This is a genomic window from Dyadobacter endophyticus (assembly GCF_014641595.1).
GTDB classification, from domain to species: domain Bacteria; phylum Bacteroidota; class Bacteroidia; order Cytophagales; family Spirosomataceae; genus Dyadobacter; species Dyadobacter endophyticus.
In genome coordinates this window covers 2,046,041-2,069,499 of record NZ_BMIA01000001.1, presented here as the reverse complement: position 1 = coordinate 2,069,499, position 23,459 = coordinate 2,046,041, and the positions used below count along the sequence as shown (strand labels likewise).

At 51.4% G+C, this 23,459-nt stretch carries 22 protein-coding genes; 15 read left to right on the top strand and 7 right to left on the bottom strand.

Going from position 1 to position 23,459, the window contains the following annotated elements; genetic code table 11:
• Positions 1-182 precede the first annotated feature (182 nt).
• Both IEY24_RS08630 and IEY24_RS08625 read left to right on the top strand, forming a co-directional pair.
• The gene (locus IEY24_RS08630) at positions 183-659 is read left to right on the top strand and encodes a DUF6252 domain-containing protein (RefSeq protein ID WP_188930635.1); all 477 of its coding nucleotides are present in this window, start codon (positions 183-185) and stop codon (positions 657-659) included.
• 64 nt (positions 660-723) lie between these two features.
• Positions 724-1,113 (top strand): LytR/AlgR family response regulator transcription factor, encoded by a 390-nt coding sequence (locus IEY24_RS08625; protein WP_188930633.1) that lies wholly within the window; start codon positions 724-726, stop codon positions 1,111-1,113.
• Here IEY24_RS08625 and IEY24_RS08620 read toward each other — a convergent pair.
• The 3 genes from IEY24_RS08620 to IEY24_RS08610 all read right to left on the bottom strand — a co-directional run bounded on the left by IEY24_RS08620 (position 1,103) and on the right by IEY24_RS08610 (position 4,950).
• Entirely contained in the window at positions 1,103-2,353 is a 1,251-nt protein-coding gene (locus tag IEY24_RS08620) for an SGNH/GDSL hydrolase family protein (RefSeq protein ID WP_188930631.1), read from the bottom strand. The genes IEY24_RS08625 and IEY24_RS08620 overlap by 11 nt on opposite strands.
• Positions 2,354-2,560: 207 nt before the next feature.
• Entirely contained in the window at positions 2,561-3,541 is a 981-nt protein-coding gene (locus IEY24_RS08615; protein ID WP_188930629.1) for an alpha/beta hydrolase, read from the bottom strand.
• Positions 3,542-3,708: 167 nt separating this feature from the next.
• Positions 3,709-4,950: a Na+/H+ antiporter gene (locus IEY24_RS08610; RefSeq protein ID WP_188930627.1), complete on the bottom strand. Its 1,242-nt coding sequence runs from the start codon at positions 4,948-4,950 to the stop codon at positions 3,709-3,711.
• A gap of 168 nt (positions 4,951-5,118) precedes the next feature.
• Between IEY24_RS08610 and IEY24_RS08605 the strand changes: the two genes are divergently transcribed.
• Together IEY24_RS08605 and IEY24_RS08600 are read left to right on the top strand one after the other, a co-directional pair.
• Complete coding sequence (locus IEY24_RS08605; protein WP_188930625.1) at positions 5,119-5,976, top strand: NAD(P)H-binding protein; 858 nt, start codon at positions 5,119-5,121, stop codon at positions 5,974-5,976.
• Between the two features lie 33 nt (positions 5,977-6,009).
• Positions 6,010-6,819 (top strand): AraC family transcriptional regulator, encoded by an 810-nt coding sequence (locus IEY24_RS08600; protein WP_188930624.1) that lies wholly within the window; start codon positions 6,010-6,012, stop codon positions 6,817-6,819.
• Here IEY24_RS08600 and IEY24_RS08595 read toward each other — a convergent pair.
• A complete protein-coding gene (locus IEY24_RS08595) occupies positions 6,810-7,787 on the bottom strand; it encodes an endonuclease/exonuclease/phosphatase family protein (RefSeq protein WP_188930622.1) in 978 nt (325 codons plus the stop codon). The genes IEY24_RS08600 and IEY24_RS08595 overlap by 10 nt on opposite strands.
• A gap of 249 nt (positions 7,788-8,036) precedes the next feature.
• On the opposite strand from IEY24_RS08595, the gene IEY24_RS08590 reads away from it, so the two are divergent.
• Positions 8,037-9,863: an alkaline phosphatase gene (locus IEY24_RS08590; protein WP_188930620.1), complete on the top strand. Its 1,827-nt coding sequence runs from the start codon at positions 8,037-8,039 to the stop codon at positions 9,861-9,863.
• A 99-nt stretch (positions 9,864-9,962) separates the two neighbouring features.
• Here the strand turns inward: IEY24_RS08590 and IEY24_RS08585 are convergent, their stop codons facing one another.
• Complete coding sequence (locus IEY24_RS08585) at positions 9,963-10,496, bottom strand: hypothetical protein (protein ID WP_188930618.1); 534 nt, start codon at positions 10,494-10,496, stop codon at positions 9,963-9,965.
• Positions 10,497-10,678: 182 nt separating this feature from the next.
• Between IEY24_RS08585 and IEY24_RS08580 the strand changes: the two genes are divergently transcribed.
• From IEY24_RS08580 to IEY24_RS08555, 6 genes are all read left to right on the top strand, one after another.
• Positions 10,679-11,377, top strand: coding sequence for a LytR/AlgR family response regulator transcription factor (locus tag IEY24_RS08580; protein WP_229221640.1), 699 nt, complete (start codon positions 10,679-10,681; stop codon positions 11,375-11,377).
• Between the two features lie 18 nt (positions 11,378-11,395).
• Entirely contained in the window at positions 11,396-13,279 is a 1,884-nt protein-coding gene (locus IEY24_RS08575) for a hybrid sensor histidine kinase/response regulator (protein WP_188930616.1), read from the top strand.
• A gap of 35 nt (positions 13,280-13,314) precedes the next feature.
• Positions 13,315-14,586 (top strand): MFS transporter, encoded by a 1,272-nt coding sequence (locus IEY24_RS08570; RefSeq protein ID WP_188930614.1) that lies wholly within the window; start codon positions 13,315-13,317, stop codon positions 14,584-14,586.
• Between the two features lie 93 nt (positions 14,587-14,679).
• Entirely contained in the window at positions 14,680-15,912 is a 1,233-nt protein-coding gene (locus IEY24_RS08565) for a GDSL-type esterase/lipase family protein (protein ID WP_188930612.1), read from the top strand.
• A 42-nt stretch (positions 15,913-15,954) separates the two neighbouring features.
• Positions 15,955-19,401, top strand: coding sequence for a PVC-type heme-binding CxxCH protein (locus tag IEY24_RS08560; RefSeq protein ID WP_188930610.1), 3,447 nt, complete (start codon positions 15,955-15,957; stop codon positions 19,399-19,401).
• Between the two features lie 185 nt (positions 19,402-19,586).
• Positions 19,587-20,330, top strand: a complete 744-nt coding sequence (locus IEY24_RS08555; protein WP_188930608.1) for a ThuA domain-containing protein — start codon at positions 19,587-19,589, stop codon at positions 20,328-20,330.
• A 130-nt stretch (positions 20,331-20,460) separates the two neighbouring features.
• Here the strand turns inward: IEY24_RS08555 and bla are convergent, their stop codons facing one another.
• Complete coding sequence (gene bla, locus IEY24_RS08550; RefSeq protein ID WP_188930606.1) at positions 20,461-21,195, bottom strand: subclass B1 metallo-beta-lactamase; 735 nt, start codon at positions 21,193-21,195, stop codon at positions 20,461-20,463.
• 191 nt (positions 21,196-21,386) lie between these two features.
• On the opposite strand from bla, the gene IEY24_RS08545 reads away from it, so the two are divergent.
• The 4 genes from IEY24_RS08545 to IEY24_RS08530 all read left to right on the top strand — a co-directional run bounded on the left by IEY24_RS08545 (position 21,387) and on the right by IEY24_RS08530 (position 22,733).
• Positions 21,387-21,674, top strand: a complete 288-nt coding sequence (locus tag IEY24_RS08545) for a cyclic nucleotide-binding domain-containing protein (protein ID WP_188930604.1) — start codon at positions 21,387-21,389, stop codon at positions 21,672-21,674.
• 41 nt (positions 21,675-21,715) lie between these two features.
• Positions 21,716-22,015 carry a Crp/Fnr family transcriptional regulator gene (locus IEY24_RS08540; RefSeq protein WP_188930603.1) on the top strand — a complete coding sequence of 100 codons (300 nt, stop codon included), beginning with the start codon at positions 21,716-21,718 and terminating at the stop codon, positions 22,013-22,015.
• 84 nt (positions 22,016-22,099) lie between these two features.
• A complete protein-coding gene (locus tag IEY24_RS08535; RefSeq protein ID WP_188930601.1) occupies positions 22,100-22,273 on the top strand; it encodes a DUF1059 domain-containing protein in 174 nt (57 codons plus the stop codon).
• Positions 22,274-22,370: 97 nt separating this feature from the next.
• A complete protein-coding gene (locus IEY24_RS08530) occupies positions 22,371-22,733 on the top strand; it encodes a DUF1304 domain-containing protein (protein WP_188930599.1) in 363 nt (120 codons plus the stop codon).
• 37 nt (positions 22,734-22,770) lie between these two features.
• Here IEY24_RS08530 and IEY24_RS08525 read toward each other — a convergent pair whose 3' ends face one another.
• Complete coding sequence (locus IEY24_RS08525) at positions 22,771-23,346, bottom strand: helix-turn-helix domain-containing protein (RefSeq protein WP_188930597.1); 576 nt, start codon at positions 23,344-23,346, stop codon at positions 22,771-22,773.
• Positions 23,347-23,459: the final 113 nt, after the last annotated feature.

The window sequence follows — 23,459 nt, the reverse complement described above, 5'->3', positions numbered from 1 at the left end:
GACGGTTCTAACATAGCTATTTCCTGCCAGATACCCGAAGGCTGATGCCGGATTTAGGTTGGCCGTCGCCGGGTTTAAACTCAAACCCGCCTGATGTGTAGTAGATTACATGGGCAGTTCGATAGATATTAGTTTTGAAATGTCAAACGACTACTACACATTTCTTTATCTAAATCAATTCTATGAAAACTTTCAGATTACTGGCCATCCTATCCGTTTTAAGCATCACTATCCTCACAGGTTGCAGCAAGAAAAGCGACGATGTAAATCCCGATCCGGCAACGGGTGCGGCAGGTTTCAAAGTAAAGGTGGACGGCAAGGAATACGCGCCGGATTTTTCCTATGCGCTGGCCAGCTTCCCCGCCAACGACCTCTACTACGCGATTTACGGACTCGACAGCAAGACGAGCGATATCGTAGCCATCGCATTGCCTAAAACAGTGAAAGAAGGCACATTCCCGATCAACAATGTGAATTTCGCGATGGCGACATTCAATAAGCAGGATTTCTCCACGATCAATGGGGGCAGCGGCACGATTACCATCACCAAGAGAACCGACACCAACGTCCAGGGGACGTTCAGCTTTACCGCCGTTGACGCAACGGGCAAACTATCACGCACACTGACGGACGGCAGCTTTAACGTGAATGTACGCTAGGCTGCGGCCATCTGTCATCCTTTCCAGCCCGACCATTTATCCATCGACCAGTACTTTTTCTTGTATGAATACTTTTACTCCTTTTAATCCGCACGCAGATGCGACCAGCCCCAAACCCGCACAAATCTCGGTGCATTTTATGGGCAGGACTATCACAATCGGTGCCGAGCATATTACTTTGCTCGAAGGCGATGGAAATTACACCTACGTATACACATCTTCGGGTAGGAAATATTTGATCTGTAAAACGCTGAAATGGCTTGCATGCAAGCTCGACAGCAACTTCATTCGTGTACACAAATCGTTTCTCGTGAATTCCGATTACGTGATCGGATGTGCACAGGACGGCCGTGCCCTTAAATTGCGCTGCGGCAACGAGGCCGTCGTAAGCCGACGCAAAACGAAGGAAATCATCAGTATTTTCGGCGAGCGCACGCAGCGCATCAGCGCGTAAGCAGCCCGCGTTCATCAATCAGTTTTACCAATGCTTCGGAAATTTTCGCATGCCCCGAAGCTTTGATGTGCCCGTCGACAGGGTAATAGTCCTGTGCTTTGAGCAACTCGTAAGCATGGAGGAAATGCAACTGTTCGTCGCCGGCGCGTTTCGCCTCTGTTTCAAACGCACGGATCATTTCGGGGAGCGTGTAGCGGCCATCTAGGTGCATGATCACGATGTTTCCTTTGTAGAACCTGCGGATCCTGGCGAGCGATTTGAAAAAATATTCGGTGTGGGCCTTCGTTTCGGCAGGGGTTTTGATATCCGGCGGCGTTACAACCGCCAGCTGACGTCCGGTTAACCAGGCGGAGAGCGCGCCGCCGATCTCACGAGAGACTTGTACCGGGCTGGTCCAGATTCTTTTGAGCAGATCTTTTTCCCGGACAAAAAAATAGGTGTAACGCATTGGATAATAGCCTTCATTAATGCGGTTGAAAACCGCTGTATTGGCAAAGGATTGAGGCGTCAGGACCTGCCCCTGGTTATTGGGTTCATTACGGGCTTCGTTTTCCTCGATGTCGTTGTCGCAATACTGCAGCACGACGAGGTCAACGGAGTCCCTTTTGATTTTAGAGAAAAGCAGCATTTCGCGGTAGGTTCCGTATGATGAAATGCCTGCATTCAAAGTTTTGATGCCCAGTTTCCGGCCCGTAAGATCGGCATAGGTCTGGTCCTGGTCCACACCCCAGCCCATGGTGAAGGAGTCGCCCAGGAAAACAAGTCTGGGGTTATTAAGCGAACTTTCGTCATCGCGAACCCCGAAGCTGTTGACTTTAAATGTATTACTGTATTCGAGGCTGGAATGCACCCCCTCACTTTTGGGCCGGAGCACATAGCCAAGGTCGGGCGAGTAGCTGGCGAAATGGCGGTTGAACTGGATTACATCGCGGTAGCTGATCCATTTAGAGAGCACGCCCACCTCATGCCGGTCGGTGTCCTGATTGGCCCCGATCGTGTGCCGGATGTAAAAATAAGAGGCAGCTTCGATGAGCAGTGGGGTAAGCAGTGCCGTCCAGAACGGCAGTTTGAACAAGCGGATGATGGACCAGCAAAACAGGGCAAATGCAATAGGTACCAGCGCTTTAAAGAGCCATATGGTCCAAATGAAGTGTGTGAAAAGCTGCCACCGGTAAACTGTAATGGCGAGGAGCAGATAGCCGGAAAAGACGGCGATCACCCCGAATTGTCTTTGCGTCATAGAATCACTGTAAGGATTTAGGTGCGGCAATTTAACCGCTTACTCAAAATCCAGACACACAAAACGGGTGATTTCTTCGCGTCATTCTCCTATTTTTTTAAAAATATTTATAATTACCTGATATTCTGGTTAATACAAATTACAAAATGTAAAAAACGGGTTACACTTTCGCATAACCCGTTTTCGTGTGTCAGTATATTCCAGAAATTATTTCAAAGCTTCGCGGATAGCGGCTCCGGCTTGCAGGAGCGCGCCTTGCACGGCGGGCACGTGGGCCAGCGGGTTCAGCAAGCCGTAGTCGTGGATGAGGCCCTGGTATCTTGCCAATGTGGTTTTCACGCCGGCAGCTTCCAATTTGCGTGCATATGCTTCGCCTTCGTCACGCAAAACGTCATTTTCGGCAGTTTGTACCAGTGCAGGAGGCAGGCCCTGTAATTGTTCGGTAGTGGCTTGTAATGGGGAAGCGTAGCGGTGTTTTCTTTCTTCCGGGTTGGTGGTATAGTTATCCCAGAACCACTTCATCATGTTTTTGGTCAGGAAGCGGCCTTCGGCAAACTGGTTGTACGAACCGGTTTCGAAATTCGCGTCGGTTACCGGCCAGAGCAGCACCTGCAGTTTGATTTCCGGGCCATTGTTGTCTTTCGCTTTCAGAGCGGTAACGGCCGCCATATCGCCACCCACGCTGTTGCCAGCCACAACCAGCCTGCTGCCGTCGACATTGATCTCGTCGCCGTGTTCGGCCACCCATTTGGTTGCCGCGTATATTTCGTTGATCGCCACCGGATATTGCGCTTCGGGCGATGGGGTGTAATTCACAAAAACCGCCGCTGCGCCCGAGTAAACCACCAGGTCGCGGACAATGCGTTGGTGTGTGGGGAAATCTCCCAATACCCAGCCGCCGCCATGGATGAAGATGAACACCGGCAATTTCTCAGTGCTGCCTGCCGGTTTTACGATATCGAGTTTGACGGTAAGGCCGTCCTGTGTAATGGTTTTCTCGCTGGTTTCGATGCCCGATAAATCCACTTCCACCGAGTTTTGCGCTCCTACGAGCACGTTGCGTGCGTCGGCGGGTGAAAGTTGTTCCAAAGGAGTACCGCCCCCGGAGTTCAATGCGTTGAGAAAAGTTTTTACATCTTCAAAAATGGCAGGGTCGTTGGCTGGGTCGATGATATTCAGAGTTTCCATGATGTTAAAAAGGTTTTGAGATTTGATATTTCGTTTTGTCTTGTTGTTCCTGATTTGATATGACAAAACTAGGCCAGTGGAAGGGTGGAAACATTAACCTAGGTTAAGAAATGTGGCGCAGAGGAGAAAAGTTGCAGGCCTACGGCGTCCGATGACTTAACAAACGCCTAGTTGCCCAACCGCTTCACGATCCAAGGTAGCGTCAGCCCCTGCCCAATGAGCGTAAATAGCACCACGGCTACCGAAATGAAGATAATCGCGTCGCGCATGGGAAAGGGTGTGCCGTCGTGCAGATGCGTGGGGAGACCGATGGCGATGGCGAGCGAGACAATGCCGCGCATGCCCGACCAGCTGATAATGAGGCTGTTTTTGAAATCGAGCAGGGCGTTTTCGCTGATCCTGCCGCGACCGCTTTCGAAGCCTTTTTGAAGATTGGCCCTTTGCCAGAAAACCCGCAGCATGCGCAGTACTAGGGCTATAATGGTGATAATCAATGCATAGCCAATATAAGGGAGGAGTTGGTCGCCTCTGATGTTTTTGATCACGTAGGGGAATTGCAGACCTATTAATATAAATATGAGTCCGTTGAGCAGGAAGATAATGATCTCCCAAATGGTTTTGGATTGCTGTTTGAGGCGGTCGGGAAATATCTTTTTGCTGAAATCGGCAATGCCCAGGCCAAGGATGACGACGGCGATCACGCCCGATACTTCGAGCTCTTCCGCTACCCGGTAGGCCACGAATGGCATCAGCAACATCATACCAATGGTCGCCTGTGCATTGTGGTGGATACGCATGATGATGGCGCCCAGAATACGCCCAATGATCAGCCCGACGATCGCTCCGCCCAAAAGCAGCACGGCGAATTCGGCAGAGGCTTTCCAGAATATAAATGCAGAGCCTGTTACTGCGGCAACCGAAAACCGGTAGGCTACCAATGCGGACGCGTCGTTGACCAGGCTTTCGCCTTCTAGAATGGTATTTGTTTTGGAAGATAACCCGAGGCCTTTGGTAATGCTCATCGCGGCCACGGCGTCGGTAGCCGACAATATGGAGCCGAGCACGAATGCGAGTGGCCAGGTCATCCCGGGAATGAGATAGTATGCCACGGCTGCAATGCCGGATGCTGTGATGAATACCAGTGAAATGGCGAGTGTGCCGATGGTATTGATGTTGGTCCTGAAATCCTGAAAATTGATATTGAATGCAGCGTCATACAGCAACGGCGGAAGGAATATGAGGAAAACCACTTCCGGATTGAGCTCGATCACGGGCAGCGTGGGAATGAATCCAATGGCGATTCCGGCGGTGATAAGCAAAACGGGGTACGGTATCCTGACACTATCGGCCATGGCGGAAAGGCCGATCATGATGGTCATAATAAAAATGACGATACTGTAATTCTCCATAATTGCGGTTAATGTTCGGGTGTCCGGGCGTCCGGCCTGCGATCTCAAATCTAAGGATGATTGCGAAAAATCAAGGTTTCCGGGCCAAAAAATCGGCTGTGTCGGTTTTGTTCTATTTTGAGGGACGGGCGGGGTCTAGTTTTGCTTTAAACCAAAACAGACAGAACAATGATAGCCATTACAGGAGCAAACGGAAATCTGGGGCAAGCCACTCTTTCATTTTTAATGAAAAAGACATTGCCCGAAAACATCGTCGCGATTGTGCGCGACGCCAGTAAGCTAAGTGAATATGCAGGTTCGGGGATACAGATTCGTACGGCCGATTATGAAGACCAGGAGTCGTTGGAGCGGGCGCTGACAGGCGTGCACAGGCTGCTGCAAATATCCGCTTCGGCCACGGGTGTGCGGGCGATGGCGCAGGAGACGCGGGTGGTGCATGCGGCGGCGAAATGCGGTGTAGCGGAAATTGTTTACACGAGCACGCTTTTCCCGCACGAATCGGCGCATTTCCATGCGGCGCATATTTGCAGGAATACTGAGGAACTGATCCGCCAAAGCGGAATGCGCTACGTGTTTTTCCGCAACAGCATGTACCACGAAACAATCCCGCTGTTTATCGGCGAGGCCATGGGCGACGGGCGGATCTTCTACCCGTCGGGCAGCGGGCGCGTGAGTTTTGCGTCGCGGAAGGATATTGCCGAGGCATTATCCAACGTGCTCACCGGGCCTGCATTCGCCAATGCCACCTTCGATATTACTGGGCCTGAGACGTTTAGTTTTGCGGATATTGCCTTGACATTAAAGGATATAGCAGGCTATCAGGAGGCTGCACATACCGATATCACTGCGGAAGACTACCGCAGGGGGCTCCTCGGTTTCGGGTTGGGTGAAGATGAGGCCGGTTTTTATGCCAGCATGGCCGACAGCATCCGAGCCGGCGAGTTTGAAAAAACCCATCATTCACTGGAAGGCTTCCTGGGGCGCAAACCGCTTGGCGTTCAGCAGTATCTGAGGGAATTGTTTTGAAAAATCGGTAACTTGCCTCACTACTCAATAGCCATGAAATACCATCAGATCCAGCCACCGCCGCATTTGCAAGACTACGTCCGGTACTATTGGGCGCTCGAAAGCTCGGGCGAGCCCGATGAGCAGATTCATTTCGTGACCATCGCGGACGGCTCTCCGGGCATTGTTTTCCAGCAACTGGAGGGCGCGTCGTTTCAGGAGGGCAGACAACTTTCACCGGTGTATATGTACGGGCAATCGACCAGGTACACCCGCATCATTTCGCCGGCTAGTTTCAGCACAATCGGGGTCTACTTTTATCCTCATGCCCTGAAATCCATCTTCGGTCTGGACTCCAACGAACTAACTGACGACTGCCTGGATCTGGACCTTTTGCTGAATGGTAAGCGATTGATGGAGCGGCTGAAAAGTACCTCCGATGTGGAAGTAAAGGCAAATATCCTTTCCGAATGCCTCTGGGAGCAGATCTGCCGCAATGACCATACCCTGCAAGCGGCCACGCGCTATGCATTACAACGGATCATCCAGTCGCAGGGCAACGTTTCGATGAAGGACCTGCGGCAGGAATTGCAGGTTTCGGAGCGCACACTGGAAAGGCGTTTTCAGGAAGGAATAGGCCTTTCGCCGATGCTTTTTGGAAGAATCTGCCGCTTTCAGGCTTCGCTCAACCAGCTTCGTGCTCAGTCGTACGACAAGCTTTCCGACATCGCCTTCGAACAGGAGTATGCCGATCAATCGCATTTCATCCGCAATTTCAAAGAATTTACCGGGCTTACCCCGTTCCAGTTCAGGAAGAGCATTCAGGAAACGGTGGAGAATTTTCCGGTGCTGGTTCAGTCGTAGGCAATTACATCATTGATAATTTTCCATTCAAACCGGGCCGAAACGGGGTGATGGTCCGATAGCGGTAACCCTTTTGCATTGGTGAACATGGCCTTCTCCAATGCATAGGCCGCCGGTTTGAGTTGAATGAATGCGCTGCTCCGGAAAAGTATCTTGTCGATCGTCTCACATGAATCGGTAAGGCTGAGGATATCGCTGGCAGGAATAGCATTGCTGCGGAACGGCAACTGATTTTTGCAATGCAGACTAACCCACGCATCGCTTAACTCATTCTCCTTCAACAGCCAATCCACATTATCCTGTTCGAAACTGTAACGGCCATTCAAATCACCCATGACAATTACCGCATTGCCGGTTGAATGCAGCTGTATATAGGCCGAGAGCTGCTCCATATTGCGTCTTCGCGCAAGTGCTGCACGCGGATGGTTGTACGCGTTGGCGTGTACGTTGTAAAAGTCAATGAAGCGGGTAGGGGCGATTTCTATGCGTGTATAGGTGAAACCTTTGGGGGTGAAGCAATCGGCGCCGGTGCAGTCCGTCCACGAGATGCGGCGCAGATGCTTTACGGGAAATTTCGAAAGGGTATTGAGACCGTCGCCGGTCATGACGGCCCCCTTGGAGGTGGTGCGGAAGGGGTGTGTGTTGCCGGCATGGTACAGATATTGATTGTAATTGAAATCTTCCTGTACATGGGCTATATCGAAGCGGTTGAGCAGGCGACCGATGGCGGAAATGCTTTCTTTTCTTGGTGTGATAGCGCTGCAAATAAGCTGGGGTAGTCCGGCGATGTTGTAGGTGATCACGGAAAAACTGCCTGCATCAAGAGAATCGGGTGGAAGCTTTGCCCGAAAAGCGGTGGCAGTCTGTTCCCGGGTAGCGGGGGTGGCTTCCGAGAGGAAGAAGAGGATGAACAACCAGGAAACGGTTTTCAGGACCCTATTTTTATCAAGAACTAAATATGCCTGCATAATGTGCCGGTTGGTATGCACAAAACTACCAGCGGCATATGGTCAGGATAATTTCAAATTGTTAAGAATACATTATTTTTCAATTTGATGAGTTCTTTTGGGGCAATCGGCAACGGGCTGTGAGCTGGCCGGCGGTTTTAAATAATTGTTATGAAAATGCCATTTGCAGGTTGATGAAAGCCATTTCAACGGATATTTGTGGCTATTCCCGGTTCCAACCACATGTTCAAACCGCCGGGACACCCATTCATGAAAGCTTTTTTTCGACTATCAATTCCTTTCTTTGCCCTTTTACCCTGGGTCGTGTCTGCCCAGAGCAGCGCCGAAAACCCATTGTCGCGCGCGCATTCGCATAACGATTACTTGCAGGCGGCACCGTTTGTACTGGCTTACCAGCAGCAGTTCGGCTCGGTGGAAGCTGATGTACATTTACGAAACGACACCCTTTTCGTCGCTCACGATTCCAAGGACATCAGTGCTGACCGCACTTTGGATAAATTGTATTTGCAGCAGATTATTAAGCAGGTGTCTAAAAACCAGGGAACTATCTACAAGGATAAAAACCGGGTAATGACCCTGCTGGTTGATCTTAAAACTACCTATAAAACGACTTTGCCGGCATTGGTGAAAGCATTGGCGCCGCATGAGGCGTTGCTTGCCCCGAAAGGTTCCGTGAAAGTAATATTAAGCGGTAACACACCCCCACCGGCAGAATTTGAACAATACCCGGCCTACATTTTCTTTGATGGCCGCCCGGGTACCAGCTATACGGAGGCGCAGGCGGCCCGACTCGGGATGATCAGCCAGGACTTCCATAAGTATTCACAATGGAACGGGAAGGGTATTCCCGTGGAAAAAGACCGCAAAGCGCTTGTGGAGGTGATTTCACAGGCACATGCCATGGGCAAGCCATTCCGTTTTTGGGCCAGTCCCGATAATATCAATGCCTGGAAGGTGCTGATGAACCTGGGTGTGGATTATGTCAATACCGACCACGTGGCAGAGCTGGGTACATTTCTGAGTGGCCGCAAGAACGCCGAATACAAATCGACCGGGTTTTACAAACCTTATCAACCCACCTACAAAAACAACGACGCACTTGGCAAGGTGAAGAACATTATCCTGCTGATTGGCGACGGAATGGGTTTGGCCCAAATCTATTCGGGGCTGACGGCCAACCGTGGTGAGCTGAATCTGGGTAAGTTCCTGAATATCGGTTTTTCCAAAACGGCTTCTTCGGACAATTATATCACCGATTCCGCGGCGGGCGCCACAGCGTTCGCAAGCGGCAATAAAACCCGGAACCGCGCGATTGGCGTCGATTCTAATCTGGTAGCGGTACCGTCCATCATCCGTCAGGTCAAAGCAACAGGCCGGAAGTCGGCCCTGATTTCCGCCGGCGACATTACCGACGCTACTCCCGCCGCATTTTACGCGCACCGGCCCGAGCGGAGCCAGATGGACGAGATCGCGACGGATTTCCTGAAAGAACCCGTCGATGTACTGATCGGCGGAGGTTACAGCCATTTTGCCAAAACAAAAACCGTTGACTCTCTCAAAGCAAAAGGTTTTCAGGTGTCCGACAACTGGAATGACCTTGCGCAGATGAAGGCGCCGTTCGTCTTACTGGACGATAAGCACACTGTTTCCATGCTAAACGGCCGGGGCGATTTCCTGAAAGATTCATTTCAAAAAACACTTCAATCGCTGCAATCGAACCCAAAAGGCTTCTTTATAATGGCCGAAGGCGCGCAGGTGGATTATGGCGGCCACGCGAACATCGTTCCGTACGTAGTCACGGAAATGCTGGATTTCGATAAACTGGTGGGAGAGGCGCTCCGCTTCGCCGATTCCAACGGTGAAACGCTCGTTATCGTCACTGCCGACCACGAAACCGGCGGCCTGACGCTCCTGGACGGCAACCTGAAAACCGGCTACGTCGACGGCCAGTTCAGCACCGGCGACCACACGGGCATTATGGTACCCGTATTCGCCTACGGCCCGCATTCCCTGGATTTTAGAGGGATCTACGAGAATACTGAGATTTTTCGGAAGATGAAGAAGGTGTTGAAATAGGGAAGAAGGGAGGAAAGGGAGGAAAGGGAGGAAAGGGAGGAAAGAGAAAATCCTATCTTCCCCTTCCTCCCTTTCCCTCCTTTCCCTCCTTTCCTCCTCCTATTTTAAAGTGCTAAAAAACGAGACCTCGCCGTCTGTTTTGACCATCAGCACGTCTGCTTCTTTGCCTTTGGAAACGGTCACGAAGTAGTGGTCGGCGTCCTCGAACTGGGTGCCGTAGAGCAGCATGTTGGTATCGTTGTTCTCGTTGTCTTTGTATTCCACCACAGCGCCGATCGCGTAGCCTTTAAATTGTTTTTCGATCTCTTTTTGCGCTTTGGCAGGGACGTCTGCGAATTTTTTGTCAGCAGTAGTACCAACGAGGATGAAATGGTTGTCGTAATAGGCGGTCTGTTTCTGGCCGTCTTTGGTGAACGTCACCTCGTCGAATAGGGGGCCTCTCAACCATTTGGCGTCGGGTACTGTACCGAAATCGGCATAGAAGCTGTCTTTGGAGCGGGCGCTTACCTCGTGGCGTGCCTCGGCGCGTTTTTCGGCACGGTGTTCTTTTTTAACGTCCTGGGCGACGGTTTGTGCCTGAGCTCCTGTGATTGCCAATGCGGCGATGATTGCGGAAGTGATGAAAGTTCTCATTGTGATGCTATGTTTTTGGTGGATGATCGTTTGAATGATCCAAAACTAGCTGGTGAAGCCAACGTGGGAAACAGCGGGTAGGCAGAAGGGCAAAAGTCGTCGGTGGAATGGGCAAAAGTGTCTTTATGATTTCTTTTCGCTACATTGGTTTTAGCATTACTCTAACCTAACTCGGACCGATAATGATGAATTGCCTGGTGATCGACGATAACATTATCGCCCGCACCACTTTAAAACAACTTGTCAAGCAAGACAAAGAGCTGGTACTCGTGGGCGAATGCGAGAATGCAATGGATGCCTACCGGAAGATCATGGACGAACAGGTTGATCTCCTCCTGCTCGATATTGAAATGGATGGAATGACGGGTATTGAACTGGTCAGGAGTCTGGGTACTAAAAATCCGGTCATCATATTCACTACCTCTAAAAAGGATTACGCTGCCGAAGCATTCGAACTCAATGTGGCCGATTACATCACCAAACCGGTGACCCCCGCCCGCTTTTTGCAAGCCATCGAAAAGGCGCGTGAAATTTTCAGGAGTAAAAAGCAGGAGGTAAGGATGGAGGACGACAGTTTCCTATTTATCAGGGATTCAAACATCGTCCGTCGGCTGAAAATTGGGGATATACTGTATGCCGAGGCAATGGGAGATTATGTCAAACTTTACACCCTCGAAAAATTTTACTCGGTACACGCTTCCTTAAAGGACGTCGAATCGAAGCTTCCCGAATCGAAATTCCTGCGGGTGCACCGGTCATTCATTATTCAGGTGGGTAAAATCGATACCATCGAGGGTGGCACGCTTATTATTAACAAGAAAATGGTGCCCGTGGCCGATACCTACCGCGCGGCGTTGAACCGCCGGCTGAATATGTTGTGATTTTGAAAAGCTGAATCCATGCGAATCCGCACGCTCGTCATCTATATTACCATTGGGTTTGTAGCCGCCGTACTGGCGTTGATCGCCGTGCAGTACATGACGCGGCGCAATTTGGAAGAACTCATCAGCGCCAACGAAAACTTGCTCGACGAGTACCGGATGGGCAGCGGGCTTTCACACCAGGCCGATAGCATCAGTCGGGCTACGCTGGCGAGGAAAATGGACGCCGTTGACCAAAGCGGCCAGCGGGTCCTTCGTTGGAACCTGTATGTGATCGTAGGCGTGCTGGCATTGCTTACAGCCGTTTTTGCGATCATTATCGGTCGCATGAAGAAACAAGCCGAGCTGATCGGCCAGCTCAATATCAGTGAACGGAAGCTGAAAGAGGCGGTGCTGGTAAAGGAGAATTTCCTGGCGAATATGAGCCACGAGATCCGGACGCCGCTGAATGCGATTTTGGGTTACACCAATTTGCTCCAAAAGAAAAAACTTGACGCGGATACTCGCTTGCATATCAGTACGGTACAGCAATCCGGTGAAACGCTGCTGGCGATCGTGAACGACATTCTCGACCTGTCCAAAATAGAATCCGGCATGATGCGGATCGAACATGTGCCGTTCGACCCCGAGGCGCTGGTACATTCGGTGGGCACCATGTTTCACCATCGATCGGCGGAAAAACAGGTGCCGCTCCTGGTGCATTTCGACCCGGAAATCCCTGAAACAATTACAGGTGACCCCACCAGGCTGACGCAGATTCTGGTCAACCTGGTAAGCAACGCATTTAAATTCACCGAAAAAGGCGAAGTAAACCTTCGGGTAACTGTCGACCGTATTGACGGCGGCCGGATAGATCTTACCTTCGAGGTGAAAGATACGGGCATAGGTATCGAAAGCGCACGGCTGGAAACGATTTTCGAGCGCTTCCGGCAGGCGGAGGACTCTACCACCCGGCAATTTGGCGGTACAGGGCTGGGCTTGTCCATCGTACGCGACCTCGTGCATTTGCAGGACGGGCGTATTAGCGTAACGAGCAAGCCGGGCGAGGGTACTTCCGTGAAGGTGACGATTCCCTACCGGATTACGGCGGTGAGCGAGCGGCCCCCAGTGGATACCCCCGCGGCGGAAACACATCCACGCAGGCCCGGGCTCCGTGTGTTGATTGCCGAAGACCATGTCATCAATCAGGGGCTCATGATGCGTCTGATGGAAGAGCGGGCAATAGAGGCGCGGCTGGCAGTAAACGGGCATGAAGCCGTTGAAATGCTGCGCAATGAGCCCTTTGACCTGGTTTTTATGGATATCCAAATGCCGGGGATGGATGGTTACACGGCTACGCGGATCATACGCGAGGAACTGAAACTCACCATTCCCGTCGTTGCCATGACGGCCCATGCCATGGAAGGGGAAAAAGAAAAATGCGTCCGCCTCGGAATGAACGACCATATTGCCAAACCCGTGAGGGAAAGCGAGCTCGACAGGATTTTTACGAGCTATACCACGCCCACATCTGCAAACGGCTCGCCCGAGAATGCTTTCAAGGTGATAGACCTCAACTATATGCGGGAAATCAGCAACGGCGACACGATTTATGAAAAGCTCGTCACTGAACAATTCCTGCACCTGATGCCGCGCGAGCTGGAAGCATTATCCGCGGCCGCCGGAAAGCGCGACCCGGGAGAGATACGCCGCATTGCCCACGGAATCAAAACTACCATTTCAATTATGGGCCTGAATGCATTGCTGGACGAGCCGCTGGACATTCTCGAAAGCGAAACGACCGTCGCGACAGATTTTGCGTCGCCGGTGGAGCAGGTGCTGACCATCTGCAAGGAGGCGCTGGGGGAGGCGGGGGTATTCTATACGCAGTTTTTAATCCCCGATGGTAGAACCGACGGGTAATTGCGTTTTAGTGCATATCACTTCCTGAATCCTGCATGAAACCGCAACTCGCCCAGGTACGCTGGTACCGGATTATCCCCGTTGTTTTCGTCACATACAGCCTCGCATACCTCGACCGCGCCAATTTTGGCTTCGCCGTCGCGGGCGGGATGGCCGATGACCTGCACATTAATCCCAACACCTCTACGCTGCTGAGCTCGCTGTTCTTTCTGGGTTATTTCTTTTTCCAGATCCCCGGTGCACATTATGCGGCTACGCGCACAGCTAAGAAGCTGATATTCATTTCATTGATCCTCTGGGGAGCGTTGGCGGCGGCTACGGGGATGGTCAACAACGCGACGGTGCTGATCGTCATTCGTTTCATGCTCGGCGTGGTCGAAAGCGCGGTAATGCCGGCGATGTTGATCCTGCTGAGTCAATGGTTTACGAAAGAAGAACGCTCCCGGGCAAACACTTTTTTGATATTAGGTAATCCCGTGACAGTGCTTTGGATGTCGGTACTTTCAGGCTATCTGATCGAATCGCTGGGTTGGCGATGGATGTTCATCATTCAGGGCGCGCCGGGGATTGTGTGGGCGTTTATCTGGTGGAAGCTCATCGATGAGCGGCCCATGGATGCGAAATGGCTGACGCGGGAAGAAAAGATCGCCATTGAGGAAAAGTTAAAAGCAGAGCAGGCGGGTATCAAACCGGTTAAAAACTATGCGGAGGCATTCAAATCCACCAAAGTGATCCTGCTTTGCCTGCAATACCTGCTGTGGAGCGTCGGGGTTTATGGCTTTGTGATGTGGCTGCCATCGATCATCAAAGCCGCTCCCAATATGAGCATGGTCACCACCGGCTGGCTGGCGTCGGTTCCTTATGTATTTGCTGTGATAGGGATGCTTGCCGCGTCCTATTTTTCGGATAAAACCGGAAACCGGAAAGTGTTCGTCTGGCCTTTCCTGCTTATTGCGGCGGTATGCCTGTATGCGGCGGTCTGGATCGGTACGGACCATTTCTGGCTAGCGTACGCATTGCTGGTAGTCGCGGGAGGCGCGTTATATACGCCTTACGGGCCGTTTTTTGCGGCCATCGCCGAGATATTACCGAAGAATGTGATTGGAGGAGCTATCGGGCTTATCAATAGCTTGGGTGCGCTGGGCTCATTTGCAGGGTCTTATCTTGTTGGTTATCTCAATAGCGAAACGGGGAATTTCAATGCCTCCTACACATTGATGGCTGTTGCGCTGGTGCTTGCCACCGTGATCACGATGGTCGTCATTCCCGCTCCGAAAGCCGTGCAACCGGTGGTGGAGGAAGTCTGACTTTCGATTTTTGTGTAACGGGCGGTTAAGTTCGGCGGCTTTGGGTCTTTGTATGCTAGTAAAGTACTCTGCCAAACACTTAACCCAAAGTAAATGAGCAATTTTAGACTGCCGGGGCCCCCGGTTTGTGTTTTTCTGTTACTACTTACCCTCGTCTACGGACCCACCATCGCTCAGAACAAAAGCCCGAACGCATTCACGCTTAAAGACGGCGACCGGGTCGTTTTCCTGGGAAACTCTATTTTTGAGAACGAGTTTCAGCATGGATACCTGGAACTGGCGCTCACTACCCGTTTTGCCGATAAAGGCATTACTTTCCGAAACCTCGGCTGGACAGGCGACAACGTCTGGGGTGAGGCGCGCAGCACTTACACGAACCCGCCGACGCCGTACGAGCACTTGATGGAGGATATTACCAAAGCCGCTCCGACCGTCGTGTTCCTCGCATACGGAGGCGTGGAAGCGCAGGAAGGCCAGGCCGGCGTAGGGCATTTCAAGGATGGTTTGAATAAACTCATTGATAAAATTGAATCGCTGGGCGCTAAAACAGTGTTGCTTTCGACGATTCCCGTCGTTTCTGCCGACACCTCGCAGCACATCGACGCCCGCAATGCGGAACTTGAATTGTATTCCAAAGTGATAGCGGATGTGGCTTCCCAGCGCGGCAAGCAGTTTATCGATATTTATAATCCGGTACTGAACACGAGCAAGAAGGCCGATATCATCGAAAATACCGTCCATTTGAACGAAACCGGTTATTACTACCTCGCCGACGTACTGGAAAAAGCATTAGGGCTGCCCAGTGAGCGCACGACTTCGACGATTACCATTGCAAAGCCGACTCCCTATTCTTCCAATGTCAAGATCCTGACAGACAGCAAGGACAACAACGTTATCGCGCGGTTTGTAGCTTCCGACAAATACCTGCCTTTGCCTTTTCCACAAGCCAGCAGCTGGGTCGGGAGCGATGCCAATGTGGTGAGGATCATTGGGTTAAAAAAAGGATATTATACCTTGACGGCCGCCAATGAGCAGGTCGTTACCGCTTCCGCGAAGGAGTGGGAGAAGGGTGTGGAAATCAAGCAGGGACCGCAATTTGAGCAATCGGCGCGGATCCGGGAGATGGTTATCCGTAAAAACGAATTGCATTTTTTCCAGTACCGGCCTTTGAACCAGACCTATATCGTCGGCTTTCGGAGATATGAACAAGGCCGCCACGTGAAGGGGCTCGAAGAGCAAAATATCCTTATCAAATGGCTCGAAGGACAGATTATCCTCAACAGCGAGCCGAAGGAAGTGGTGTATGAGCTGAGGAAGCTGGATTAACAAAATGCATACTTAGGTGCAGAGCACCGCAATAATTATATCATGAAAAGATTATTATACGGAGCATTGCTCCTCCCAATGATGCTGCTCACCTCATCGACAGAGCCGGACCAGCATCCTTTTAACCTCGACCCGGACGTTGAAAAGGAACTGAAATCCTTCAAACTAGCCGATGGCTTCGAAGTGACACTCTTCGCCGCCGATCCGATGGTTGCGAAGCCGATCCAGATGAACTGGGACACCGAAGGCCGCCTTTGGGTGGTGAGCAGCACGGTGTACCCGCATTTGAAAACCGGTGAATCGGCGAATGACAAGATCTTTGTCCTGGAAGACACCGACGGCGACGGCAAGGCCGATAAATCGACGGTTTTCGCCGAAGGATTAATCCAGCCAACCGGTATTTTGCCAGGTGACGGCGGCTGCTACGTGGCTAACTCGACGGAAATCCTGCATTTCGCGGATACGGACGGCGACGGTAAGGCCGACAAAAAACGCCGCATCCTGAGCGGTTTCGGAACGGGTGATACGCACCATTTGATCCACACTTTCCGGTGGGGACCGGAAGGCCGGATGTATTTCAACCAGTCGATTTACATTTACAGCCACGTCGAAACACCATTTGGTATTAAACGCCTTGAAGGCGGTGGCGTTTGGCAGCTCAACACGCGCAATCTGGATATGGATGTTTACGCACGCGGGCTGGTAAACCCGTGGGGCTTGCAGTTCGACCGCTGGGGACAGTCTTTCCTTACGGATGGTGCTGGTGGTGAGGGTATTAACTATGCATTCCCTGGGGCGACATTCGTGACAGCGCCAGGTGCTGCACGCCTTCTACGCGGACTGAACCCGGGCCAGCCGAAGCATAGCGGCTTGGACGTCGTTTCCGGCGGCCATTTGCCCGACGCGTGGCAGGGCCGAATGATTACCAACGACTTCCGCGCCAACCGCATTAACAGCTTCAAACTGGAAGAGCAGGGTAGCGGTTATGTGTCGAAACAAACCGACGACCTGATGTGGTCCGACAATGTGGCTTTTCGGCCGGTGGATATTAACGTAGGTCCGGATGGTGCCATTTACGTCGCCGACTGGTATAACCCCATTATACAACACGGTGAAGTGGATTTTCACGATCCCCGCCGCGACCAGCAGCATGGGCGCATCTGGCGCATTGTTGCCAAAAACCGGCCGCTCGTTAAAAAGCCGCAACTAGCAAAAGCGACGGTAAATGAATTACTCGAATCATTGAAATTGCCAGAAGACTGGACGCGCTTGCAAGCGAAACAGGTATTGAAAGCGCGTGGCGCAAAGGAGGTATTGCCCGCGTTGGAAAAATGGGTAGCTGGTTTGGATAAAAACGATGCGAAATACGAGCACAATTTGCTGGAAGCGTTATGGTTATACCAAACGCTTGAAACCCTGAACGAACCGTTGCTGCTGAATTTGCTGAATGCGAAAAGCCACAACGCGCGTGCGGCTGCATTGCGTGCACTGGCACTTTGGTATCCAAAAGTTGCGAATACGCCAGCATTGTTGGCCAAGGCTGTCGGGGATTCGCACCCGCAGGTACGCCTGGAGGCTGTAATTGCCTTGCGTAAAACGAAAACACCGCAAGCTGCAAAAACCGCATTGACTGTACTGGATGCACAAATGGACGAATTTCTGGATTTCGCATTGTGGCAAACCGTCCGTGAACTGGAACCGGTATGGGTAGCGAAGCTGAAATCTGATCCGAATCTATTAGGTGATGCTAAAAAGACGGCCTATGCACTGAAATCCGCAACAAGTTCCGATGCTGCTGCATTGCTGACTGCATTGTACCAAAAAGGCCAGGTACCCGATGAATATCAAAAGGACGTCCTCGCATCGATAGCCCGCCTCGGCCAGCCCGCCGACCTGAATATGCTGCTTGACTTGGCTGTTCAATCCAATAACAAAAATGCCGCCGCTCAATTGGCTGCATTGGAAGAAGCCGGTAGCCAGCGCAAAGTGATCCCAACCAAAAATCCGGAGCGCATCGCGTCGCTGATTGGTAATGACGAGGAAGCCGTCAGCCTCAGCGCTATTCGCCTGATCGGCCTTTGGAAAGTTTCATCGTTAAATGACAGGCTGACCAGCCTTATCCAAACGGGCAACCCAGCTACCAAAAAAGCTGCCCTCGGCGCATTGGGAGCTATCGATAAACCAAAAGCATTACAATTGGTAACCGACCTGACAGGTCCGAAAAACACTCCGGAAGTCCGCATCATCGCGGCTGCGCAACTGGCTGGCCTGGATGAAAAAGAAGGAGCAAAGGCTAGTGCCGAGTTGATGCGCACGCTACCTGCGGATACCGACATGTCGGACCTATTCCTGGCATTCATTCCTTCCAACTCCGGCGCAGCTGCGTTGGCTGATGCCATTGCCGCGAAAAAGATTCCGGAAACCGTTGCCAAACGGGGCCGTGTACTCGTACAGCAACGTGCCGGCTGGACACGCCAGAGCATCGACGAAATAGCGGCATTGAAAAAAGCCCTGGAAGCGTCGGGAGGTACTATGCCTGCACCTAAAATGCCGCAAGACCTCGATGATAAGACCATTGAAGGCCTCGCCAAGCTGGCCCGCGAAAAAGGGGATGCTGTCAAAGGAGAGTTGATTTTCCGTAAAGCCGAATCAAGCTGCACGACCTGCCATGCGATCGGCGGCGCAGGTGGATTGATCGGGCCCGATTTGAGCAGCCTTGGAACGAGTTCACCTGCTGAGACTATCATTAAATCAATACTTTATCCAAGTGCTTCAATTAAAGAAGGTTACGATTTGAAGCGCGTTGTCAAAAAAGACGGCTCTGAACTGATGGGCTACCTGGCCTCCGATGGCGCCAACGAAATCGTGATCCGCGACGTGACGGGCAAGGAGGTTTCCATTGCCAAAAGCCAGGTGCAGGTTATGGAAAAAGTACCCGGCTCGCTCATGCCTCCGGGCCTCACCGCCAGCCTCGACCGCGATCAGTTTGTGGATCTTGTCGCATTCCTGACCAAACTCGGCGAACCCGGTGACTTCCGCGTACCCGCAACGCGCTACGTGCGCAGGTGGGAGAACATCAGTTTGAGCAAAGAGCTGGCAAGTAAATTCTCTCCGGGAAATCCTGCATCAGCAGGTAAAGGGAAGGTTTCCGGCGCGCCGGTTTACAGCAAAGTATCTGGCGAACTTCCGATCGACGAGCTTTCTGAAATCAACAACAGTGCTGGAAAAACATACAGCGTGGTAGGTTTTGAGATCGAGGCATTAACCAAAGGTCCGGTAACCTTCGCATTGAGCACCACAGACGGCATCACCGCATACAGTGGCGGAAAACCTCTGAAAATCTCCGCCGGCATGATCACTGCCGACCTGTCGCAAGGCATCCAGCCGATCACATTAGTACTCGACCGCAGTGTGGTGAAGGATGGATTGAAAGTGGAATTGAAAGATGTTAGCGGCGGCGCACAGACGCGGTTGAAGGTAGGGAGATAGTCTTAGAGGGTTTACGCTTTATTGGAGCTGACATTAAAATGTACCTGATTTTAATGTTAGCTCCATTTTTGGCATTAAAACAGCCCTTTGAATTTTAGAAGTAACCTAATCTCACGTGGTCAAAACAGTAAATTTCTAACCCTGCTTGTTTTAAATACTATTTCCATCATTTTTCAATTTTAATCATGCTCAAAAAATTACTGGCCCTGTCTCTTCTGATCGGAAGCGCGGTTACGGCGCATGCGCAGCAGTTCAAGGCGTTGCTTTTTACCAAAACTGCGGGTTTTCACCATGTTTCCATCCACGAAGGTGTGACCGGGATCAGGAACCTGGCGTCGAGGCATAATTTCTCGGTCGACTGGCAGGAGAATGCCGATGTTTTTAATGACAAAAGTCTGGCTAACTACTCGGTAGTGATCTTCCTGAACACGACCGGGGATATCCTCAACGACACGCAGCAGGCGGCCCTAGAAAAGTACATCAAAAGCGGAAAGGGCTGGGTAGGTATTCACGCGGCAGCGGATACAGAATATGACTGGCCCTGGTATGGCAAGCTGGTAGGAGCGTATTTCAAAACCCACCCGGCGCAGCAAACGGCGTTCCTGGATGTGAAAGACAGCAATTTCCCCGGCCTCGAACGTTTCCCGAAACGTATGCTATGGACCGACGAGTGGTACGAATACAAAAAACCGCTCAACGCCGATGACCTGAAAGTGCTCATTAACCTCGACGAAAAAACCTACGATCCTAAAACAAACCAGGGCACCGGCATGGGTGAGCACCCGATCGCATGGTACCACAATTTCGACGGCGGCCGCGCATTCTACACCGGCCTGGGCCACATTGGCCTGGTTTACTCCGATCAGTCGTTCCTGGATCACCTTTATGGCGGGATTTACTGGGCTGCTACGGGCAAGGGGGTGAAGTAGCGTTGGTAGTCTGATTAACATTTCAGCTCCGTTAGGAGCTTCCTTGACAATTGTGTCGGGAAGCTCTTAACGGAGCTGAATTCGTTTTTTGCAACACTATGTTGCTATAAACAAGGAGCCGCTCTGCGGTTTATTTTTGGGAAAACAGTTTGATCGTGTAGTCCAGTAATGCGGTGTCGCCGATTTTCCCGTGCCCTGGGATCACCACTTTCGCGTCCGGATATTGCGCTTTGATTTTGGTCACCGTTGCGGGCCATGCTTCCACGTTGGCATCGGCGAGGTTGCCTTTGGTTGCATCCACTTCTTTGATCAGGCAGCCGCCGAACATTACCTTCTCGGCCGGGAAATAGCCGATGATATTGTCGCGCGTATGACCTTCACCGTAAAATGCCGCGACAACCGCTTTTTTGCCCACTTTCAGGTCCAGCTGATTGTCGAAACCTTTCTGAGGGACAGGGAATTTGTGTTCTTTGTCGAATGCAATCGTCTTGTTCGTCGCGTAGGATGGGATGCCGTGCTCGTGAAACGCCTTCAACCCGCCGACGCAATCCTCATGGAAATGCGTGGCTATGATGGCCTTTACCTTGCATTTCAAACTATCTTCGACCCACCGGATTACCTTTTCGGAAGTCGCGTCGTCCACTGGCGTATCAAAGATCACCGCCTCGCCTCCGTCGAAAACGATGAGGCCATTGCAGGGTACTTTTCCAAAAGTTTCCGTTTGGAGGTAGGTAAGGTGCGTATATGCGTGGTCGCTTACTTTTTGGAGGATGAGGTCATCGGTTTTAAAGCTTTTGTCGGGCGTCTGCGCTTGCGCGAGTGAACATACATACAGGAGCAGGCAGGCGAGAAAGTGTTTTTTCATGGATTGATTGGTGAATGGAAGTGAACGCTAAAATTTGGCGGCAAGATAATATTGGCAATCGGTTATCCAATGAGCAGGAATACGAACGTGCTCTACCGCATAATAGATCTTCAAGCAAAGATGCGGTGACAACGAATAACCTCAGTATATTTTCAATAATATTATTGTAATGTATTGAATAATAAATGTTTATGGATAAAAATGAAATACTGGCCAAACTTCCCGGGATGTTTGTCGAGCCGGGGCTAAGGCAGGAAATGGCTCACAATAGCAAATTCCTGCGGATAGGGAAAGGAGATATGATCGTCCGTGAAGGGCAATACCTCGATTTTCTGCCGATTGTTCTCACGGGGGAAATCAGGGTTTTTCAGCAAAAAGAGGATCGGGAAATCCTGCTGTACTACGTCCGCGCAGGACAGACCTGTATGATGTCGCTTTCCGCCGCGTATTTCAACAACACCAGCGTTCGTATGGAGTAGCGACCGAGCCGTCGGAAATTTTTGTTTTTCCGTCGCGTCTGGTGAACGAGTGGCAGCTCAAATATCCTTCGTGGAATGCATTTCTGATCCAGACTTTCCGGAGCCGGTACGACGAGCTGCTCGGGTCATTCGAGAGCGTGGCATTTGATCCGGTTGAGAAAAGGGTCATGACGTATCTGGCTAACCGGTCGCGGCAGGAAGGCACCGACAAGATTGCCATTTCCCACCAACAGCTTGCTTACGAACTGGGAACAACCCGCGTAGTCATTTCGAGGATACTGAAAAGCTTTGAGCAGCAGGGCAAGGTAATGTTGCTAAGGGGGTATATTCGCCTGAAATAAATTTAGGTTTATGTATCTTTTGATACCGTCGGCTGGTTGTCTCGGGCGCTATTTTTGCCCGTACACTTTTAACCTGTTCCAAATATGAAAACATTACACTGCCGCGACGCGGGATTCGATTGTGAAGGGGTAATCAAGGCCGCCACCGATGAAGAAGTTCTGGCGCAGGCCGCCGTACATGCGCACGATGTACACGGTGTGCAGGTATCACCCGAGCTGGCCAATCAATTGCGAACGCTCATTAAAGAGGAGGCCTAGCCAAATCCGCGGGTTGCTATTAAAATTCCATGATTAAACAGGCCTCGGCATTACCCAAAGGCCTGTTTTTTTGTACATTGTCTTCAAAAAAAGACATATGCAAACACTCGCTACCATCCTCGTCGCCCTCGTTGCGCTGGAACATCTTTACATTCTCTACATCGAAATGTTCGCCTGGGAAACGAAAGGCAAGGAAACCTTCAAAGGCTCTTTGGCGCCCGAGCTGTTCAAGCCTACCAAAACCCTCGCCGCCAACCAGGGACTCTACAACGGTTTCCTCGCCGCCGGGCTTGTCTGGTCATTGCTCATTGAGGACCATCACTGGCGGCTGTACGTAGGGGTTTTCTTCCTTTGTTGTGTGATCGTGGCAGGGATTTACGGGGCTGTTACGGCTAGTAAGAAGATATTTTTCGTGCAGGCTTTGCCGGCAATTGTGGCGCTGGTGGTGTTGCATTTGTGAAGCAGAGCCACAATCCAAACCCTGCATTTCAACAAACTCACTGAATAATCTTCAACCCCATTCCATAATAATCCCCTTCACCCCGGACGAGGCGGAAATGTGTTGTAAGGATAACCGCGGTGTTGACCACTGCCATCAACAATCCAAACCCGGCCATCAGGAAGGGGTGGAAAAAGAACCGCCCGGACATCAGGCCGAACATGATGATGAGCACGAAGCTGTACACAATAATAGCCCAGGTGATCTGGAAATTGAGGATACGCTTGCCGAGTTCGTTCACACCCGCGACGCGTTGGCGGTTGTAGAGCCATAACACAAGCGGGACGAGGACACCGCCGAGGGGCAGCAGCCAGAAAGAGAGAGCGGAGAGGTTAAGGGTTTTCAGGAATGACGTATCTTCCACCTGTACTTGCGCGGGTACGAGCGTCTCTACTGGCACGTCGAGCGCCTGCGCGAGGAGGCGGAGCGTTTCACCGCGTGGGATGGTGTCGCCGGCTTCGATGCGTTGCAATGTGCGCAGATTAATGCGGGCATTTTCAGCCAGACTTTCCTGCGAAAGTCCCTTCGCCCGGCGCAGGGCTTTGATTTGTTCAGAGGTATTCAGGTTGTTCATATTGAAGTTGTTTTACCCAAATTTAACCTTTCCGGAGCGGGAATGATAGCGGCATTTTTACGGCATTTGCAACCGGTGGTAATTTCGCCGATCAAAAAGTCCGCGTTTACGGT

What these genes read in the sequence shown, in the direction of transcription:
- IEY24_RS08555 (WP_188930608.1), top strand. Translation starts at nt 19,587, where the DNA reads ATGCTCAAAAAATTACTGGCCCTGTCTCTTCTGATCGGAAGCGCGGTT.
- IEY24_RS08525 (WP_188930597.1), bottom strand. Translation starts at nt 23,346, where the DNA reads ATGAACAACCTGAATACCTCTGAACAAATCAAAGCCCTGCGCCGGGCG.
- IEY24_RS08575 (WP_188930616.1), top strand. Translation starts at nt 11,396, where the DNA reads ATGCGAATCCGCACGCTCGTCATCTATATTACCATTGGGTTTGTAGCC.
- IEY24_RS08590 (WP_188930620.1), top strand. Translation starts at nt 8,037, where the DNA reads ATGAAAGCTTTTTTTCGACTATCAATTCCTTTCTTTGCCCTTTTACCC.
- IEY24_RS08530 (WP_188930599.1), top strand. Translation starts at nt 22,371, where the DNA reads ATGCAAACACTCGCTACCATCCTCGTCGCCCTCGTTGCGCTGGAACAT.
- IEY24_RS08630 (WP_188930635.1), top strand. Translation starts at nt 183, where the DNA reads ATGAAAACTTTCAGATTACTGGCCATCCTATCCGTTTTAAGCATCACT.
- IEY24_RS08605 (WP_188930625.1), top strand. Translation starts at nt 5,119, where the DNA reads ATGATAGCCATTACAGGAGCAAACGGAAATCTGGGGCAAGCCACTCTT.
- IEY24_RS08565 (WP_188930612.1), top strand. Translation starts at nt 14,680, where the DNA reads ATGAGCAATTTTAGACTGCCGGGGCCCCCGGTTTGTGTTTTTCTGTTA.
- IEY24_RS08580 (WP_229221640.1), top strand. Translation starts at nt 10,679, where the DNA reads ATGATGAATTGCCTGGTGATCGACGATAACATTATCGCCCGCACCACT.
- IEY24_RS08585 (WP_188930618.1), bottom strand. Translation starts at nt 10,496, where the DNA reads ATGAGAACTTTCATCACTTCCGCAATCATCGCCGCATTGGCAATCACA.
- IEY24_RS08610 (WP_188930627.1), bottom strand. Translation starts at nt 4,950, where the DNA reads ATGGAGAATTACAGTATCGTCATTTTTATTATGACCATCATGATCGGC.
- IEY24_RS08625 (WP_188930633.1), top strand. Translation starts at nt 724, where the DNA reads ATGAATACTTTTACTCCTTTTAATCCGCACGCAGATGCGACCAGCCCC.
- IEY24_RS08600 (WP_188930624.1), top strand. Translation starts at nt 6,010, where the DNA reads ATGAAATACCATCAGATCCAGCCACCGCCGCATTTGCAAGACTACGTC.
- IEY24_RS08615 (WP_188930629.1), bottom strand. Translation starts at nt 3,541, where the DNA reads ATGGAAACTCTGAATATCATCGACCCAGCCAACGACCCTGCCATTTTT.
- IEY24_RS08620 (WP_188930631.1), bottom strand. Translation starts at nt 2,353, where the DNA reads ATGACGCAAAGACAATTCGGGGTGATCGCCGTCTTTTCCGGCTATCTG.
- IEY24_RS08595 (WP_188930622.1), bottom strand. Translation starts at nt 7,787, where the DNA reads ATGCAGGCATATTTAGTTCTTGATAAAAATAGGGTCCTGAAAACCGTT.
- IEY24_RS08545 (WP_188930604.1), top strand. Translation starts at nt 21,387, where the DNA reads ATGGATAAAAATGAAATACTGGCCAAACTTCCCGGGATGTTTGTCGAG.
- IEY24_RS08560 (WP_188930610.1), top strand. Translation starts at nt 15,955, where the DNA reads ATGAAAAGATTATTATACGGAGCATTGCTCCTCCCAATGATGCTGCTC.
- IEY24_RS08570 (WP_188930614.1), top strand. Translation starts at nt 13,315, where the DNA reads ATGAAACCGCAACTCGCCCAGGTACGCTGGTACCGGATTATCCCCGTT.
- IEY24_RS08535 (WP_188930601.1), top strand. Translation starts at nt 22,100, where the DNA reads ATGAAAACATTACACTGCCGCGACGCGGGATTCGATTGTGAAGGGGTA.
- bla (WP_188930606.1), bottom strand. Translation starts at nt 21,195, where the DNA reads ATGAAAAAACACTTTCTCGCCTGCCTGCTCCTGTATGTATGTTCACTC.